Origin of the sequence: Dermacoccus sp. Tok2021 (assembly GCF_019895135.1) — a bacterium.
GTDB lineage: Bacteria > Actinomycetota > Actinomycetes > Actinomycetales > Dermatophilaceae > Dermacoccus > Dermacoccus abyssi.
In genome coordinates, this window is record NZ_JAGTHU010000004.1 from 55,797 (window position 1) to 72,972 (window position 17,176).

The 17,176-nt window shown below is 67.9% G+C and carries 18 protein-coding genes and 1 tRNA gene; 7 read left to right on the forward strand and 12 right to left on the reverse strand.

All coding sequences use genetic code 11. The annotated features are described in order from the left end of the window. Positions 1-55: 55 nt before the first annotated feature. The 4 genes from K9D12_RS03905 to K9D12_RS03920 all read left to right on the forward strand — a co-directional run bounded on the left by K9D12_RS03905 (position 56) and on the right by K9D12_RS03920 (position 2,292). Positions 56-137 (forward strand) — tRNA-Leu (locus K9D12_RS03905). A 174-nt stretch (positions 138-311) separates the two neighbouring features. Further along, a complete protein-coding gene (locus K9D12_RS03910) occupies positions 312-1,253 on the forward strand; it encodes a hypothetical protein (RefSeq protein WP_223059544.1) in 942 nt (313 codons plus the stop codon). A 134-nt stretch (positions 1,254-1,387) separates the two neighbouring features. Further along, complete coding sequence (locus tag K9D12_RS03915) at positions 1,388-1,975, forward strand: hypothetical protein (protein WP_223059545.1); 588 nt, start codon at positions 1,388-1,390, stop codon at positions 1,973-1,975. A gap of 98 nt (positions 1,976-2,073) precedes the next feature. Further along, positions 2,074-2,292 carry a hypothetical protein gene (locus tag K9D12_RS03920; protein WP_223059546.1) on the forward strand — a complete coding sequence of 73 codons (219 nt, stop codon included), beginning with the start codon at positions 2,074-2,076 and terminating at the stop codon, positions 2,290-2,292. 6 nt (positions 2,293-2,298) lie between these two features. Here K9D12_RS03920 and rdgB read toward each other — a convergent pair whose 3' ends face one another. The 7 genes from rdgB to K9D12_RS03955 all read right to left on the reverse strand — a co-directional run bounded on the left by rdgB (position 2,299) and on the right by K9D12_RS03955 (position 7,650). Further along, complete coding sequence (gene rdgB, locus K9D12_RS03925) at positions 2,299-2,907, reverse strand: RdgB/HAM1 family non-canonical purine NTP pyrophosphatase (RefSeq protein ID WP_047311341.1); 609 nt, start codon at positions 2,905-2,907, stop codon at positions 2,299-2,301. Beyond that, on the reverse strand, positions 2,904-3,665 hold the full coding sequence (gene rph, locus K9D12_RS03930) for a ribonuclease PH (RefSeq protein WP_047311340.1): 762 nt from the start codon (positions 3,663-3,665) through the stop codon (positions 2,904-2,906). The genes rdgB and rph overlap by 4 nt, the downstream gene beginning before the upstream one ends. Before the next feature lie 58 nt (positions 3,666-3,723). After that, positions 3,724-4,755, reverse strand: a complete 1,032-nt coding sequence (locus tag K9D12_RS03935) for a S66 peptidase family protein (protein ID WP_223059547.1) — start codon at positions 4,753-4,755, stop codon at positions 3,724-3,726. Positions 4,756-4,807: 52 nt separating this feature from the next. Further along, a complete protein-coding gene (locus K9D12_RS03940; protein WP_047311338.1) occupies positions 4,808-5,170 on the reverse strand; it encodes a gamma-glutamylcyclotransferase in 363 nt (120 codons plus the stop codon). Next, positions 5,167-5,940 (reverse strand): MBL fold metallo-hydrolase, encoded by a 774-nt coding sequence (locus K9D12_RS03945; RefSeq protein ID WP_129662823.1) that lies wholly within the window; start codon positions 5,938-5,940, stop codon positions 5,167-5,169. Before K9D12_RS03945 ends, K9D12_RS03940 begins: the two co-directional genes overlap by 4 nt. Next, positions 5,937-6,734, reverse strand: a complete 798-nt coding sequence (gene murI / locus K9D12_RS03950) for a glutamate racemase (protein ID WP_223059548.1) — start codon at positions 6,732-6,734, stop codon at positions 5,937-5,939. The genes K9D12_RS03945 and murI overlap by 4 nt, the downstream gene beginning before the upstream one ends. 127 nt (positions 6,735-6,861) lie before the next feature. Continuing rightward, positions 6,862-7,650 (reverse strand): fumarylacetoacetate hydrolase family protein, encoded by a 789-nt coding sequence (locus K9D12_RS03955; protein WP_223059549.1) that lies wholly within the window; start codon positions 7,648-7,650, stop codon positions 6,862-6,864. A 78-nt stretch (positions 7,651-7,728) separates the two neighbouring features. Between K9D12_RS03955 and K9D12_RS03960 the strand changes: the two genes are divergently transcribed. Beyond that, positions 7,729-8,667, forward strand: a complete 939-nt coding sequence (locus K9D12_RS03960) for a 3-methyladenine DNA glycosylase (protein ID WP_370633448.1) — start codon at positions 7,729-7,731, stop codon at positions 8,665-8,667. An 11-nt stretch (positions 8,668-8,678) separates the two neighbouring features. On the opposite strand, the gene K9D12_RS03965 is transcribed toward K9D12_RS03960, so the two are convergent. The 3 genes from K9D12_RS03965 to K9D12_RS03975 all read right to left on the reverse strand — a co-directional run bounded on the left by K9D12_RS03965 (position 8,679) and on the right by K9D12_RS03975 (position 11,808). After that, complete coding sequence (locus tag K9D12_RS03965; protein ID WP_223059550.1) at positions 8,679-9,524, reverse strand: HAD family hydrolase; 846 nt, start codon at positions 9,522-9,524, stop codon at positions 8,679-8,681. A 5-nt stretch (positions 9,525-9,529) separates the two neighbouring features. After that, on the reverse strand, positions 9,530-10,624 hold the full coding sequence (locus tag K9D12_RS03970; protein ID WP_223059551.1) for a branched-chain amino acid aminotransferase: 1,095 nt from the start codon (positions 10,622-10,624) through the stop codon (positions 9,530-9,532). A gap of 149 nt (positions 10,625-10,773) precedes the next feature. Then, the gene (locus tag K9D12_RS03975; protein WP_047311332.1) at positions 10,774-11,808 is read right to left on the reverse strand and encodes a 3-isopropylmalate dehydrogenase; all 1,035 of its coding nucleotides are present in this window, start codon (positions 11,806-11,808) and stop codon (positions 10,774-10,776) included. Between the two features lie 197 nt (positions 11,809-12,005). Between K9D12_RS03975 and K9D12_RS03980 the strand changes: the two genes are divergently transcribed. Both K9D12_RS03980 and K9D12_RS03985 read left to right on the forward strand, forming a co-directional pair. Further along, positions 12,006-12,575, forward strand: coding sequence for an acyltransferase (locus K9D12_RS03980; protein ID WP_223059552.1), 570 nt, complete (start codon positions 12,006-12,008; stop codon positions 12,573-12,575). A 24-nt stretch (positions 12,576-12,599) separates the two neighbouring features. Then, positions 12,600-13,922 (forward strand): acyltransferase family protein, encoded by a 1,323-nt coding sequence (locus tag K9D12_RS03985; RefSeq protein ID WP_223059553.1) that lies wholly within the window; start codon positions 12,600-12,602, stop codon positions 13,920-13,922. An 84-nt stretch (positions 13,923-14,006) separates the two neighbouring features. On the opposite strand, the gene ilvD is transcribed toward K9D12_RS03985, so the two are convergent. Continuing rightward, positions 14,007-15,845, reverse strand: a complete 1,839-nt coding sequence (gene ilvD, locus K9D12_RS03990) for a dihydroxy-acid dehydratase (protein WP_129662804.1) — start codon at positions 15,843-15,845, stop codon at positions 14,007-14,009. A gap of 247 nt (positions 15,846-16,092) precedes the next feature. Next, complete coding sequence (gene ilvC / locus K9D12_RS03995; protein WP_047311330.1) at positions 16,093-17,127, reverse strand: ketol-acid reductoisomerase; 1,035 nt, start codon at positions 17,125-17,127, stop codon at positions 16,093-16,095. Positions 17,128-17,176: the final 49 nt, after the last annotated feature.

The window sequence follows — 17,176 nt, forward strand, 5'->3', positions numbered from 1 at the left end:
GAGCGGTGGCGGCCCCGGCGACGGTCACCACCGCTCGCGTACACTCGTGCGCGCTGCGCCTGTGGCGGAATTGGCAGACGCGCCAGATTTAGGTTCTGGTGTCTTAGGACGTGGGAGTTCAAGTCTCCCCAGGCGCACTCCCCAGCCCGTGCGAGGGCAGCGTTGCCGCGCCCACACGTGGCTCGGCAGAATCGAGATCGCACCGAGACCGAACATCCATGGAACCTCCGCGATGTCGGCCCTAAGGTGAATCACCGGCCCGTGCTCGAGTCCGGCACGCGCGGGCGTCACCCGCAGTCGAGGGAGACGACGTGCGCCGTTCGCTCACCGCCTTCGCCACCACGTTCGCCTGTGTGGTCCTCGTGACCGGGTGCTCGGACGCCCAGGTCTTCAGTGCCTCGTCGACGAGCCGCATGGTCAAGCCGACCGCTACCGAAGACGTCGCCGTCGACGGCATGGATCCCACCGGCGAAGAGCCGAGTGTGGAGGACACCGACCACTCGATCGAGTGGACCGACATCCCTGGCGAAATCTGGGTGCGCGAGGCCGACTACTCCGGAGGGGAGTATTCCTTGACCGCCCTGTCGATGCCGGGCACTGAATTCGCCATCGCCGACACCTGGTCCGACGACGGCAATACCGTGGTGACGTATCCGTGCGCGGTGCAACGTCGAGTTCCCCTCTCGGCGAAGGTGCCCGGTGCAATTGCAGGGGTGAACACCCGATACAGCGTCACCTGTCACACCGGCGCCGCACTTCGAGCCCCCTCCCTCGCAGGGTCGTGGACGCGGAGCGAAACGTCGGGCGGCGGCAGCGAAGCAGTGTTCACGCTGGGTGGCCCCTCCGCGCAAGGGCGACCCCCGACCACGGAAACCGCAGAAGCCATCACCGACGTGACGATGCCGCCCACCGTCGTCTCCACCTCGCGGACCGCGAAGGCACTCGTCGTTCGTGCCTGGGCTCCTGCCGGTGCAACCCTGAGCGTCGACCCGGCGCAGCCCGAGGCGAGCGCGCCTCAGGAGGGAACCTGCACGTCGAAACGCCTCGGACCTTCCCGAAAGCGCGCCGGGGCTCAGGAGAACCTCTACGAGATCGAGTGCTCCGCCGGGTACACACGCCTCGACCTCACCCTGACGGCGATGAGAACCAGGGCCAAGGTCGGGGAGCCTCCGAGCTACGAAGCCGCCCAGGTATCGCTGCCACCCGCCAAGGAAGGGAAGTCGACCGCTTCCTCGACGGCGTCGACGCGATAGGCCGGTCGTCGCGGGTGGACGGGCGCCGTCGCTGACAGGACCTTCCGAACGTGCCTACGCTGAGCGCATCGAGGCACCACGGTCACGCTCGAACCGTCGGCCCCTCGGGTGACACTTCGGCAGGCGGGGCGCGTATGACGTGGTCAGGGCACACGAAGCGCACGTTCCCGCGCACGGGAGTCTTCCTCGCCGCACTTGTCGGGCTCGTCGGCCTCGTGCCCCTTGTGGGCTGCACCTCTGCACCGAGCTTCCCCCGTTCGTCATCCAGCACCACTCGCATGGTCGTCCCGAGCGAGGTGCCGCGGTTGGACGAGGGCTTCCTCGAGCGCCCCGTCGCCGAACCGCGGACTCGCGCCGATCGTCGCACCGAGTTGTGGGTGCGGAGCGTGCACCTCACATCACGCGGCCGCGCCCACACGGTCACCGTCGCATCCGCTGCGAACGGATCGTTCTCCCTCACGGACGGGCGGCCGACGACAGCGACCACTCCCTTCGACACGCCGGGGCGACCATCCTGCCGGATCATGAGCGAACGTCCTCTCGCGGCTCCTGTCCGGGGTGCCGCCTCGACGACCGACACCCTCTACGTCCTGCACTGTGCCGGTGGCGCGATGAACCTGCCCATCCTCACCGGAACGTGGAGCGGTGGAGGCTCCACGCATCAGATCAGGCGGTCGTCGGAATCGGTGGCCCTGAGGCACAGGGACAGCCCACGCCCGTAGCAGGACCCGATTCGACCACCCGCCCGACGATCGAAGTTGTCACGGCCACGCACCAAGGCAACCGCGCCACACTCGTCGTGCGAGCCACGGAGGGATCGGTGCTCACACTCTCGAGCTACGCGACGCGCTGCACGACGCGCCTTTCTGGCCCGGCTCAGAAGGCTCCGGGGTCCGACATCCGCACCCTGCAGTACCGAATGGACTGCATGAAGGTGACCGGACTGGCCAACGCCCAGGTGATGGCCACACGGACCACCGGCGTACCCGGCGCCGAGCCCCGTGTCGACGCCGCCTTCGCGCCCGTTCCGAACCGGTGACGGCCGTCAGCCCAGCGCTGCCACCGCCGGAAGGATGGAACGGAACGCCACGCCGCGGTGACTGATGGCCGCCTTCTCCTCGGGGCTGTGCTCGGCCATGGTCCGCCCGCTGGGCAACTCGAAGATCGGGTCGTACCCGAAACCGCCCTCACCGCGACGATCACGCGTGAGGCGTCCCTCGACGGCGCCGTCGGCCACCTGCGTCGCCTGGCCGGGCACCGCGAGCGCAACGACGCAGTGGAAGCGCGCGGTCAGCCTCTCGAGGGGCACGTCGCCGGTCTGTGCGAGCAGGAGCTCCAGGTTCGCTTCGTCGTCACCGTGGCGTCCGGCCCAGCGCGCCGAGAACACCCCGGGTGAGCCGCCGAGCACATCGACGGAGAGCCCGGAGTCATCGGCGAGCGCCGGCAGCCCCGTGGCTCGACTGACGTCGTCGGCCTTGAGACGAGCGTTCTCCTCGAAGGTGACGCCGCTCTCCACGGTGTCCACGAGATCCGGAAACTCACTCACGCCGACGACGTCGATGGCCAGGCGGGCGTCGTCGAGCAGGTGCTGGAACTCGGCGATCTTGCCGACGTTGCGCGTCGCGAGAACAATGCGCGTGCGCTCCCCCGTCACTGGATGCGCTCCCGCGCGTCGGCCTCGAGGGCTTCGCTCTGCTTCTGTGTGAGCGTCGTGATGCCACCCGCCGCGAGGTCGAGGAGCGCGTTCAGCTCGTCACGGCTGAACGGTGCGCCCTCGGCAGTTCCCTGCACCTCGACGATGCCGCCCGAACCCGTCATGACGACGTTCATGTCCGTCTCGGCCGTCGAGTCCTCTGGGTAGTCGAGGTCGAGGACGGGGCGCCCTTCGACGATGCCGACGCTGATGGCCGCGACCGAGTCGGTGAGCGGCTTCGCGGAGCTCTTGATGAGACCGCGCTCCTGCGCGTCCCGAATGGCGTCCGCGAGCGCCACGTAAGCACCCGTGATCGACGCGGTACGGGTACCGCCGTCCGCCTGGAGCACGTCGCAGTCGATGACGATGGTGTTCTCGCCCAGGGCCTTCGTGTCGATGACGGCGCGCAGGCTTCTGCCGATGAGGCGCGAGATCTCGTGCGTGCGCCCGCCGACCTTGCCCTTGCGGGCCTCACGGTCGCTGCGCGTGTTCGTCGAGCGCGGCAGCATCTCGTACTCACTCGTCACCCAGCCGGTGCCCTGGCCCTTGAGCCAGCGCGGCACGCCCTCGGTGAACGAGGCGGCGCACAGCACGCGCGTGCGACCGAACTCGACGAGGCAGCTGCCTTCGGCGTGGTCGAGCCAGTTGCGGGTGATGCGCACCTCGCGCAGCTGGTCGGGGGTACGTCCGTCGTGGCGGGGTGAGCTGGCGTCAGTCATGGGCACCACCCTATCGAGAGGACGCGAAGCTGCCGACGCCCTCGACGGGCGGACGGGGTCAGACGAAGCTCTGCCGGATCTCGTGACGCGGGCCGTCCATCGTCACGCGGGCGAGTGCTCCGTTGACGAGGACGTTCCCGGGCGGCACGTGGCCGAAGTCGACGTCACGCACGACGGGAACGTCCAGCTGTCCCAGGGCGTCCTCCACGGCGTCGTCCTGGGTGAAGTCGCCACTCGCCTTCGCTCCCGTTAGGCCGAGCAGCACGGCACGAGCGCCGTCGAACCAGCCCGCCAGCCGCAGGCCGTGCAGCATGCGTGCCGCGTCGAGAGCGGGGGCCTCGCAGTTCTCGAGGTAGACGATCGTGCCTTCCGGGCACCGCTCGGCGAACCGTGGCACGTCGCCGAACGGCGAGCCGGCCAGGTGACACACGACGTCGAGGCACCCGCCGATGAGCCTTCCCGTGACGTCGAGGCTTCCGCCGTCATAGCGCCAGCTCGCGGGTTCGCTCAGGTCGACGCGGGTGACGGCGGGCAGCCTCGACCAGTCGTCCCAACCACCGCGACGGCGCACACCCGGGTCCTGCTGCACGAGCTCCTCGCCGCGCTCGCGTGCGACGACATCGAGCCAGTGCGCCGTTCCGCGCGGCAGGTCGTAGGGCGTGTCCATGAGGTTCTGGCCGTGGAGGGTCGCCACGCCCGAACGGAGCGTCAGCGGCAGAAGCAGCGTCGAGATGTCGCTCCACCCGACCACCCAGGTGGGGTCGGTTGCGAGCGCGTCGGCGTCGAGCAGATCGACGATGTCGATGGCTGTCTCCCCACCCCACGGTGGCACGACGGCGCGCACCGACGGATCGCGCACGAAGGCGTTGAACTCGTCCGCGCGATCCTGCGCGGGCGCACTCACGACGCTCTCGCCGCGCAGACACTCCCCTTCGACGACACGGTAGCCACGGTCACGAAGCCACCCGATGACGAAGTCGAGGCGCCCCTCGTGTTCGGGGCGCACGGGCGCGGACGATGCCGTCACCGCGATCGTGTCGCCGGGACGCAGGGGCCGCGGATAGGCGATGCCGGAAGGGGGACCGTTCATGCTTTCACCCTGTCAGAGGGGGCGGGCGCGGTCACCCGACTTTCCGGTCGGCTCAGAGGCCGGACAACTCGTAGACGTACGCCTCGACAACGCGCCCCTCGGCGCGTACCTCGACGACAACGCGGCGATACCCCGGCCCCTCGAAGTGATCGAGGCGCGGCCAGTGGCGCGGCAGCTCGGCCGACTCGAACAGGACACAGTTGACGTCGTCGGCGTCGTCGAGCGTCAGCCCCGGGTATCCGAACGCTGCGCCCCGGCCTGAGTCGACGCGCGTGCCGCGAACAACGGCGGGCGTCCATCTGCCGGGGATATCCGCCATGACGTGCTCGTTCGGCTCGCCGGGCGCGAGCGTCCCGTAGACGACGAGGCGGTGTTCGACGTCGAGTTCCTCTGGCGTCGCGGACGAACTCGTCATGCGCGCAGCTCGTAGCGCTGGCCCGCGCGAGCAACCTCGACCTCGCCCGCCCAGACGGTCTTGGCGTCGCGCACACAGTCCTCCACGGGCGTCCAGGCCGGAATGTGCGTGAGCACGAGTCGCTTCGCTCCGGCGTCCTGGGCGGCCTTCGCAGCGCGTGACCCGGTGAGGTGGACGTCCTTGAGGTCGTCGTCGCGTCCGTCGACGAAGGCGGAGTCCGTGAGCACGAGGTCGGCGTCGCGCTCGAGGTCGACGAGGGCGTCACACGCGTCGGTGTCGCCGGTGTAGGCGAGCACGGCTCCGTCGGCTTCGACGCGCAGGCCGTAGGCCTCGACGGGGTGGTTGACGAGGAACGGGGTGATGTTCAGCGGTCCGACCGAGAACGTGGCGCGGTCGGCGAGATCGACGAACTCGTACGCGCCCGAGAGGTCCTCGTACTTGTCCACCATGTAGGCGCGCGTGATGCGCTCCTCGGCGCCGGGCGGTGCGAACACGGGCAGACGCGAGTCGAAGCGGCCGTGCGGGTCGTAGTTGCGCACGACGAAGTAACTACACAGGTCGAGGCAGTGATCGGGGTGCAGATGGGAGATGACGACGGCATCGATGTCATCGACCTCGCGGTAGTTCTGCAAGGCGCCGAGCGAACCGTTGCCGAAGTCGAGCAACACCGACCAGGTACGGCCCTCGCTCTCGGCCTCGACGAGGTAGCAGGACGCGGGGGAATCGGGGCCCGGGAAGGAGCCCGAGCAGCCGACGACGGTCAGCTTCACAGCACCGCCCCGTGCGTCACGGCGCTCACCTCGGGGCCGAGGAAGCGTCGGGCGAGATTTTCGAAGACCTGCGGATCGCCCGTCGTCGTCCACTGGTGCTGCGGCGGAGTGTCGTCCTCACGCAACTGACCGATGTCGGCCAGCACGCGGTAGACGTCCTTCGCCGTCTCCTCGGCGGAGGAGACGAGCGTGACCGTCGAGCCCATGACGTAGCTGATGACACCGGTGAGCAGCGGGTAGTGGGTGCAACCGAGGATGAGAGTGTCGACGCCCTGGTCGACGAGACCGTCGAGGTACTTGTGCGCCACGGTGAGGAGTTCGGGCCCGGACGTCGTGCCGGCCTCGACGAACTCGACGAAGCGCGGGCAAGGAACGCTGGCAACGGTCACCTGCGGTGCCGCGGCGAAACTGTCGACGTAGGCCGCGCTCTGGTGAGTGGCCTGTGTCGAGATGACGCCGACGCGGTTGTTGCGCGTCGCAGCGGCGGCGCGGCGGGTGGCGGGGCGGATCACCTCGACCACGGGAACGTCGTAGCGTTCGCGAGCGTCGTGCAGGACGGCGGCGCTCGCCGAATTACACGCGATGACGAGGGCCTTGACGCCCTGCTCGACGAGCGAGTCGAGGCACTCGAGCGCGTACTGGCGAACCTCGGCGATGGGACGCGGACCGTAGGGCGCCCGGGCGGTGTCACCCAGGTAGATGATCTTCTCGTGCGGCAGCTGGTCGAGCACGGCGCGGGCAACCGTGAGGCCGCCGTAGCCGGAGTCGAAGATGCCGATCGGTGCGTCATTCACATCTTTCAGCGTAAGTCCAGAACGAGCGCCCAGCGAAAACCCAGGCATGTGACAACACTCATGTTCGCCGCCATAGCGCCGGACTTTCCTCCGTCACAGGCCGATTCGCGCCCGGCCAGCGGTTTCGTCAGGCTTCTTCCGACTCCTCGAGCGCGACGTAGGTGTTGGCCAGGACACCGATCTCCGGCACCTCGACCTCGACGCGCTGACCGGCCTTGACCGGACCGACACCCTCCGGCGTTCCGGTGAGGATGACGTCACCGGGCAGGAGGGTGAACGCGCGGCTCGCGTGCGAGATGAGTTCGGCGACGCCGAAGATCATGTCGGAGGTGGGGCCGTCCTGCACGACCTCGCCGTCGAGGCGGGTGGTGACTCGGCTGGCGGCCGGGTCGAGGTCGGTCTCGATCCACGGGCCGAGCGGGCAGAAGGTATCGAAGCCCTTGGCCCGTGACCACTGACCGTCGCTCTTCTGCAGGTCGCGCGCGGTGACGTCGTTGCTGATCGTGTAACCGAAAACGACCTTCTTCGCCTCCTCGGGCGAGACGTCCTTGCACATCCGGCCGATGACGACGGCAAGTTCGCCCTCGTAGTCGACGCGCTCGCTGATCTCCGGCATGACGACGGGGTCACCCGGGCCGATGACGGCGGTGTTCGGGATGAGGAACATGAGGGGTTCGGCGGGCACCTCGTTGCCCATTTCCTTGGCGTGGTCGGCGTAGTTGCGGCCGATGCCGATGATCTTGCTGCGCGGGATGACCGGTGCGAGCAGGCGAACGTCCTCGACCTGGTGCACAGTGCCGGTCAGCTCGATCTTCGTGTAGAGCGGATCTCCGGTGATCTCGGCGATCTTCTCGCCGGCCCCGTCGACCAGACCGAACATCGGGTCGTCGCCCGTGGTGAACCTCGCGATACGCATGCAGTCATCCTATCGACGCGGCGCCGGTTGCCCACGTCCGCCGTAGTCGCGCAACGGCGGCGTCCCTACGATGGTCCGGTGCAGGACTCAGCCACCACCCGCCCCACGCAAGTGGACTCCCAGGACGTGAGAGCTGTTCTCACCCCGGACGAATGGAGCGCCTCCGAAGCGGCCCACGTCGCGCGCGTCGAACCGCACATCGCCCCGCACCTGGGACGCCGCAAGGAGAACCGCAAACACCCGGTCGAGGACTTCCTCTTCGTCTACTACTCGCACTCGCCAGGCAAGCTGCGCCGCTGGCATCCCGGCGCCGGTGTTGCGCTCCTCGTCGACGACGCAGGACGCACCCCGATCACGGACGACAAGTACACCCGTCGTGTCGACCTGGCGAACGGCCCCGCCGAGATTCTCGACGTCGGTGCTTTCTCGCAGGCGCGCGACCGCACCATCGCGTTCGTCCGCTCACTGTTGACGGCCACCCTCGACCGCCCTGCGCACCTCGGCTGCTTCGGCATGCACGAGTGGGCGATGGTCTACAAGCTGCAGCCCGGCGAGCAGCGTCACGAACAGCTCCCCCTGCGTCTGAGCCAGGCCGCGACCGACGCTGTCGTCGACGCCGCCGACATCCGCTGCACCCATTTCGACGCCTACCGTTTCTTCACGCCGGACGCCGTGGACCTCAACCGCGAGCGCCCCACCCGCGAACGTCAGGTCGACTTCGAACAGCCCGCCTGTCTGCACGCCGGCATGGACGTCTACAAGTGGGCTCACAAGCTGTGGCCGCTCGTGCCGAGCGAACTCGTCGTCGATGCCTTCGAGTTGGCCAAGGAGATCCGCGCCCTCGACATGGAGGCGAGCCCGTACGACGTGCGCGACCTCGGCTATGGCGTCGTGCCGATCGAAACCCCTCGCGGTCGCGCCGAATACGTGCGTCGCCAGAGGGAGTTCGTCGACAGGTCACAAGCTCTGCGTCGTCGCTTGCGCGACGCCCTTCCCAGCGACCGCGCCCAAGCCTGATCTCGCGTCAGTCAGAGAAGGCGGCGGGCGAGGTACTCGGCCACGCCGTCCTCGTCGTTCGCAGCGCACCTGTCGTCGGCGGCCGCGAGCACGTCCTCGTGCGCGTTGGCCACGGCCACGCCGCGGCCCGCCCAGTCGAGCATCGGTAGGTCGTTGGGCATGTCGCCGAACGCCCAGACCGCCTCACGACCGATGCCGCGCTCGAGGCACCACGCCTCCAACCGGACGGCCTTCGTCACCCCGGGCGCCGAGATTTCTGCAAGCCCGCCCGCACCGGAGTAGGCCAGCACGCCACGCTCCCCCAGACACTGCGTGACGTCGGCGACGAACGCGTCGTCGCTCCAGGCCTCGTCGCGAATGAGGATCTTGCCGACGACGAGGTCGTCGGGCAGTTCCGCGAGCTCGCAGTCGGTGACGTCACCAACGGCTGTGTCATGGCCGGGCTCACCGACGTGCTGATCGGGATAGGCGCGCGTGCGATACATGCCCCGGTCGGTCTCCACGGCAGCACCCGCGTTCGGGAACTCCCGCAACAGATCACCGACGAGGCCGCGCGCCACGCCCGGTTCGAAGCCGTGCGACTCGAGCACGACGCGATCGGCGACGTCGTAGACGAAGGCGCCGTTGCCACAGATCGCGACGCTGTGCGCGTCACGCGTACCGCCGACGATGTCGCTCAGGTGATGGAGCCATCGCGGCGGGCGCGCGGTGACGACGACCGTCTCCACGCCCGCACCCGCGAGCGCCGACCACACCTCGCCGGTGCGCGCGCTGACGGAGCCGTCGCTGCGCAGCAACGTTCCGTCGAGATCGCTCGCGACGAGATGCGGTCGCTCGTCGTCGTGTGAACTTGCCATGCCGATCAGGCCAGGCGCGTCATCCAGCCGCGCTTGTCCTCGACCTTGCCCTTCTGGATGGCGAGCAACGCCTCACGGATCTTCGTGGCCATCGGGCCGGCTTCGCCCTCGGGGCCGGACGTCACCTCACCGTCGGCCCACACGAGGCGACCGACCGGCGTGACGACGGCCGCGGTGCCGCAGGCGAAGATCTCGGTGATCGTGTCGTCGTTGCAGCCGTCGATCCACTCGTCGATCTTGATGCGACGCTCGACCGGCTTAAGGCCGAGGTCGGTGGCGAGTTCGAGGATGGAGTCACGCGTGACGCCCTCGAGGATGGTGCCCGTGAGCGCCGGCGTGATGAGTTCGCCGTCCTTCGTCACGAGGAAGAGGTTCATGCCGCCGAGCTCTTCGATGTAGGTGCCCTCGACCGAGTCGAGGAAGACGCTCTGATCGCAGCCGCGCTCGTTCGCCTCGATCTGCGCCGCGAGGGAGCTGGCGTAGTTGCCACCGCACTTGGCAGCACCGGTGCCGCCGACGCCGGCGCGCGCGTAGTCACGCGAGAGCCACAGCGACACGGGCTTCACGCCGCCCTTGAAGTACGCACCGGCCGGCGAAGCGATGACCGAGTAGGTCACCTCCTTGCTCGGACGAACCCCGAGGAAGGCCTCGGACGCGAACATGAACGGACGCAGGTAGAGGCTCGCTTCGCCGTCCTCGAACGCGGGCACCCACGACTCGTCAGCCGCGACGATGGCCTTGAGCGACTCGACGAAGTCGGCCTCGTCGATCTTCGGCAGCGCGAGACGGTCGGCGCTGCGGTTGAAACGCTGAGCGTTCTTCTCGGGGCGGAAGGTCCAGACCGAACCGTCCTCGTGGCGGTAGGCCTTCATACCCTCGAAGATCTCCTGCGCGTAGTGCAGAACGGCCGCGGCCGGGTCGATCTGGAAGGGGCCGTACTCCTTGACCTTCCCATCCCCCCAGCCCGACTCCTCACGCCACGTCGCGACGACCATGTGGTCGGTGAAGGACTGCCCGAAACCCGGGTTGCCCAGGATCTCGGCCCGCTCCGCGTCAGCGCGCGGGCTTGGGTTGGGCGTCATCGAAAAGGTCAGAGCCATGGTTCCTCCAGAGAAAGTGGTCCGGGTCACTGCGGATCAGGATATCGCCGCACGGGAGGTGTGCGGACAACGGGCAACGCGTGAAACGGCGGGCGGGGCGCCTCGTCCGAGGTGCCCCGCCCGCCGCCGTCCGCGGATGGTGATGTCGCTCAGAGCCGCCCGGCGATCGCGTCGCCGATTTCGGTGGTCGAGCGCGGCTGCGAGCCGCGGGCTGCCAGGTCGGCGACGACGGCCTCCTCGATGCGTCGGGCCTCGTCCTCCCGGCCGAGGTGAGCCAGGAGCAACGACGTGGACAGGATGGTGGCCGTCGGGTCGGCCTTGCCCTGACCCGCGATGTCGGGGGCCGAGCCGTGCACGGGCTCGAACATGCTCGGCGCCGCGCCCTCGGGATTGATGTTTCCCGAGGCCGCAAGGCCGATGCCGCCGGTGACCGCGGCCGCCAGGTCCGTGACGATGTCGCCGAACAGGTTGTCCGTGACGATGACGTCGAAGCGCGACGGGTCGGTGACCATGTAGATCATCGCCGCGTCGATGTGCGCGTAGTCGTGCGTGACGTCGGGGTACTCGCGCCCGACCTCCTCGACCGTACGGCGCCACAGGTGGCCCGCGTAGGAGAGCACGTTGTGCTTGTGCAGGAGCGTGACCTTCTTGCGCTCACGCTTGTTCGCGCGCTCGAACGCGTCACGAACCGTGCGCTCGATGCCGAATCGGCTGTTGACGCTCACCTCCGTCGCCATCTCGTGCGGGGTGCCCACACGCAGGGCGCCGCCGTTGCCGGTGTACGGACCCTCGGTGCCTTCGCGCACGACGACGAAGTCGATTCCCTTGGCTGTGACGCTCTCGGCGAGCGGCGTCGTCACGCCCGGCAACAACTTGGACGGACGCAGGTTGATGTAGTGGTCGAGTTCGAAGCGGATGCGCAGCAACAGCTCGCGCTCGAGCAGGCCGCTGGGGGCGCTCGGGTCGCCGATGGCGCCGAGGAGGATGACGTCGTGGCCGCGCAGCTCCTCGAGGACGGAATCCGGGAGCGTTTCACCGGTGGCGTTCCACCGACGGGCTCCGAGGTCGTACTCGGTTCGCTCGACGTCACCGTTCGTCACGGCGTCGAGCACCTTCAGCCCTTCGGCCACCACCTCGGGGCCGATTCCGTCACCTGCAATGACTGCCAGATCGATCGCGCTCATACGAGCAGAGTAGCGGACGTCTTGCAGTGTGAAACGCAAATCTCGCAATATGAGCAGACAGGGCGGGAGTGGCGCCTCGCGAAACGACGAACGGCCCCGCCGAGCCCGCCTGCGCACCTATGCTGACGTAGCTCTTCCCCTTACTTCGAGGTAACCGCGTGACCCAGCCGACCACCACCGGGTAACAGCACCACGAGGTGCCCGCTCTGGCGCGCAGCAAGCGACGTCCCGCGCTGGACGGTATCCGCGCGCTGTCCGTCGTGGCCGTGATGATCTATCACGCCAACCCGGAGTGGATTCCGGGCGGCTACCTCTCGGTCAACGTCTTCTTCGTGCTCTCCGGCTACCTCATCACCGGGCTGCTGCTCAAGGAGGCGTCGCGCTGGGGCTCGATCGACCTCGTGAGCTTCTACAAGAACCGCGCACGACGCCTCCTTGCGGCGCTGTTCGTCGTCGTGGCCGTCGTGACGCTCATCGGGGCGCGAATCCTCACCGAGAGCGCCAAGGCGAACCTGCGCGGCGACGGTCTCGCGACCCTCTTCTACGTCGCCAACTGGCGCTTCATTCTCGAGGGCGAGTCCTACTTCGCGAGCACCGGCGACCCCAGCCCGTTCCGCCACATGTGGACGCTGGCCATCGAGGAGCAGTTCTACCTCGTCTTCCCGATCCTCCTTCTCGGCCTCATGACGATGGCAAACGGGCGCCGGCAGCGCATCGCGCAGGGGCTCGTCGTCCTCATCGTGCTGTCGGCCATCGTCCAGGCCTGAATCTACACCTCGCAGATCAAGCCGATGCCGACGCCCGACCCGTCGCGCATCTACTACGGCACCGACACCCGCGCCAACGAGTTGCTGCTCGGCGCAGCGCTCGCCGTGGCCATGACGTACTGGCGCAAGCGCACCTTGCGCGCGAACGCCGAGAAGCTGACGTGGATCGGCATCGCCTCGTTCGGCGGCATGCTGGCCTTCTTCTTCGGCCCCAACGAGACGTCCGCCTGGGTCTTCCTCGGCGGCAGCGTGCTCTTCTCGATCCTCATCTGCCTCATCATCGTGGCCATCGAGGTCTGGCCCGGGTCGGTCTTCGCCGAGTTCCTCAGCTGGAAGCCCATCGTGTGGATCGGTGAGCTGTCGTACGGCATCTACCTGTGGCACTCGCCGATCTTCGTCTTCCTCAACGAGGAGCGAACGGGCTGGAACGAGCTCGTCCTGCTCGTGGTCCGCCTAACGCTGACCGTCGGGCTCGCGACGATCTCCTACTACTTCATCGAGCAGCCGATCCGCACGCAGAAGCTGCAGAAGCGCCTCGGCCACACGAAGTCGATCGCGGCGTGGAGCCTCGCCCTGCCGGTGACGGTCGCCGTCGTCGTCCTCGCCACGCTCGGCATCAAGCCGGTGACCGACGCCAAGTCGGGTTCGCAGCTCGACACGACGACGGGTTCGGGCGACAAGAAGATCGCGGTTGTCGGTGACTCGGTCGGCTACGGCCTCGCCTTCCAGTTCCCCGCCGGTTCCTACCCGGGTGTCTCCGTCACGGGTAGCGCGAAAATCGGGTGTGGTACCGCCGAGCAGTGGCTCGTCGTCAACGGCGTGCGTCAATCGCAGGACAACCCCGAGTGCCGCGACGTGTTCTCCGGGTGGGAGAACGCCGTGAAGAGTTCGAACGCGAAGGTCGTCGTCTGGTCGATGGGCGGCTGGGACGTCTACGACCACTACGTCGACGGCAAGGTGCTCAAGGAGCAGTCGCCCGAGTACGCGCGCTACTACCGTTCGCGCCTCGAGAAGGGCCTCGCGGCGTTCGGCCCGAAGACGCAGGTCTTCATCCCGAAGGTCGCCTGCTACGACCAGCCGAAGTTCGAGGTCGAAGGCCAGGATCTGGCGCTCGACCGCAACGACCCGGCGCGCGCCAAGGCGCTCAACGCCATTATCGACGACTTCGCGAAGGCGCACCCCGATCGCGTCCACGCCGTCGACCCGTCGTCGTGGCTGTGCAAGGACGGCAAGCCGATCGAGAAGATCGACGGCAAGGTCATGCGCGAGGACGGCGTCCACTACACCTCGGACGGCGCGAAGAAGTTCTGGGCGTGGCTCATGCCGCAGCTCAAGAGCCATCTGTGACGCTGACGCCCATACACGCCGCTGCCCGCCCCGACCGATCAAAGGTTGAGGCGGGCAGCAGCTTACGGAGGGCGCTCCGGGGTGTCAGTCGACGACTCGTGCGGCGCCCTTGTCAGCGCTCTGCGCGAAGCGCGCGAAGATCTTGAGCGCAGCCGAGACGGGGCGGTGACGGCTCACCGGCTCCCAGCCCTTTTCGTCCTGCTCCGCGCGACGGCGCACGAGTTCCTCGTCGTCGACGAGCAGGTTGACGCGACGGTTCGGGATGTCGAACTCGATGACGTCACCCGTGCGCACGAGACCGATGGCGCCGCCCGCGGCTGCCTCGGGCGACACGTGGCCGACCGACAGACCCGACGAACCGCCGGAGAAGCGACCGTCGGTGATGAGCGCACACTTCGGTCCGAGGCCGACGCCCTTGAGGTAACTCGTCGGATACAGCATCTCCTGCATGCCTGGGCCACCCTTGGGGCCCTCGTAACGGACGACGACGACGTCACCGGCGTCGATCTCGCCCTTGAGGATCATCTCGACCGCCTCCTCCTGACTCTCGGCCACCTTGGCCGGGCCGGAGAAGTTCCACTGGTGCTCGGGCACGCCCGCGGTCTTGACGATGCAGCCGTCGGGCGCGAGGTTGCCCGTGAGCACCGCAAGGCCGCCCTCGCTCGTGTACGCGTGCTCGACGGAGTGGATGCAGCCGTTCTCGCTGTCCTCGTCGAGCGACTTCCACCGGTTCGTCGAGCTGAACGCCTCCGTGGTGCGCACGCCACCGGGCGCCGCGAGGAAGAGCTCACGTGCCACCTCGGTGGCCTTGCCACCGCGGATGTCCCAGTCGGCGAGCCACTGCTCGAGCGACGGGCTGTGCACCGCGCGCACGTCACGGTTGAGCATGCCACCGCGGTCGAGCTCACCGAGGATGGCAGCGATACCGCCGGCCCGGTGCACGTCCTCCATGTAGAACTGCGCACTGTTCGGCGCCACCTTGACGAGGCACGGCGTCTCCCGCGACAGGGCGTCGATGTCGTGCTGATCGAAGTCGACCCCGGCCTCGTGGGCCGCGGCGAGCAGGTGCAGGATCGTGTTCGTCGAGCCACCCATCGCGATGTCGAGGCGCATGGCGTTCTCGAAGGCCGGCTTGCCGGCGATGGCGCGCGGCAACACCGAGTCGTCGTCGCCCTCGTAGTACGTCTTGCACAGCTCGACGACGAGCTTGCCCGCGTTGAGGAACAGGTCGCGGCGAGCCGACGCCGTCGCGAGCGTCGAACCGTTGCCGGGCAGCGAGAGGCCGAGCGCCTCCGTGAGGCAGTTCATCGAGTTGGCCGTGAACATGCCCGAGCACGAACCACACGTGGGGCACGCGCTCTGCTCGATCTTGGTGATCTCCTCGTCGGAGACGTTGTCGTCGACCGACTTGATCATGGCGTCGATGAGGTCGAGGCGTGACTCGGCCTCGCCGTCCTTGATGACGGCCTTGCCGGCCTCCATCGGCCCACCGGAGACGAACACCGTCGGGATGTTGAGGCGCAACGCGGCCAGCAGCATGCCGGGCGTGATCTTGTCGCAGTTGCTGATGCACACGAGGGCGTCGGCCTGATGGGCGTTGACCATATACTCGACCGAGTCGGCGATGATCTCGCGGCTCGGCAGCGAGTAGAGCATGCCGTGGTGACCCATGGCGATGCCGTCGTCAACCGCAATCGTGTTGAACTCGCGGCCGACACCGCCGGCCTCGGCGATCGCGCCGGCGACGAGCTGACCCATGTCCTTGAGGTGGACGTGGCCGGGCACGAACTGGGTGAAGCTGTTCGCGATGGCGACGATCGGCTTGCCGAAGTCGCCCTCCCCCATTCCGGTGGCGCGCCAGAGGGCGCGAGCGCCGGCCATGTTGCGTCCGTGGGTTGTTGTGCGTGAGCGAAGTTCGGGCATGTCCCTATTCTCCCAGTCTTCGTCGTGTCGCCGAAGCGGCGTTCGTCAGATGAAAGCGACGTGCCCGGCTCCCCAAGGAGAGCCGGGCATCGAACGTGAAGTCTGTGTACCAGCGTGACCCCGGAATCACGCTCCTACACCAACATCGGGTGGATCCTCAGCGGCACTGTTGTCTCGGCCGCTTCGTCAACGCTTACTTCGGCAGGATCCTCACTACGTTGCGGTCCTACCTCCGTGCGCTTGATCCTCAGCGGCCGGCAGAGCCCTCGACGTAGTCACTGTCCGTGTCCGCGTCCTTGAGCCAGCTCATGAGGCCGCGCAGTTCCTTGCCCGTCTTCTCGATCGGGTGCGAGGCACCCTTCTCGCGCAGACGCTTGAACTCCGGCGCACCGGCGTCCTGGTCCTCGATGAAACGCTTGGCGAACGCACCGCTCTGGATGTCGGCGAGAACGCCCTTCATGTTCTCCTTGACACGCTCGTCGATGACGCGCGGGCCCGAGACGTAGTCACCGAACTCGGCCGTGTCGGAGACCGACCAGCGCTGCTTGGCGATACCGCCCTCGACCATGAGGTCGACGATGAGCTTGAGCTCGTGGAGGCACTCGAAGTAGGCGACCTCCGGCTGGTAGCCGGCCTCGGTCAGCGTCTCGAAGCCGTACATGACGAGCTGCGACGCGCCACCGCAGAGGACGGCCTGCTCACCGAACAGGTCGGTCTCGGTCTCCTCGGTGAACGTCGTCTTGATGCCGCCCGCGCGCAGACCACCGATGGCCTTGGCGTAGGAGGCTGCAAGGTCCCAGGCGTTGCCCGAGGCGTCCTGCTCGACGGCGACGATGACCGGCACTCCACGGCCGTCGACGTACTCGCGACGCACGAGGTGACCCGGGCCCTTCGGGGCGACCATGACGACGTCCGCGTCCGACTCGGGCGTGATGTAGCCGAAGCGGATGTTGAAGCCGTGACCGAACAGCAGGGTCGTGCCCGGCTTGAGGTTCGGCTTGATGTCGTTGGAGTAGACGGTGCGCTGCACCTGGTCCGGCGTGAGGATGACGACGACGTCGGCCTCGGCGACGGCCTCGGCGACCGAGAGAACCTTGAGGCCCTCGTTCTCCGCCTTCTCCTTGGACTTGCTGCCCTCGGCGAGGCCGACGCGCACGTCGACACCGGAGTCGCGCAGGTTGAGCGCGTGGGCGTGACCCTGCGAGCCGTAGCCGATGACGGCCACCTTCTTGCCCTGGATCACCGAAAGGTCGGCGTTGTCGTCGTAGAACATTTCAGCCACGGGATCGCTCCTATTCATCGTGGTCGTCACCTCGCGGGGTGACGTCTGT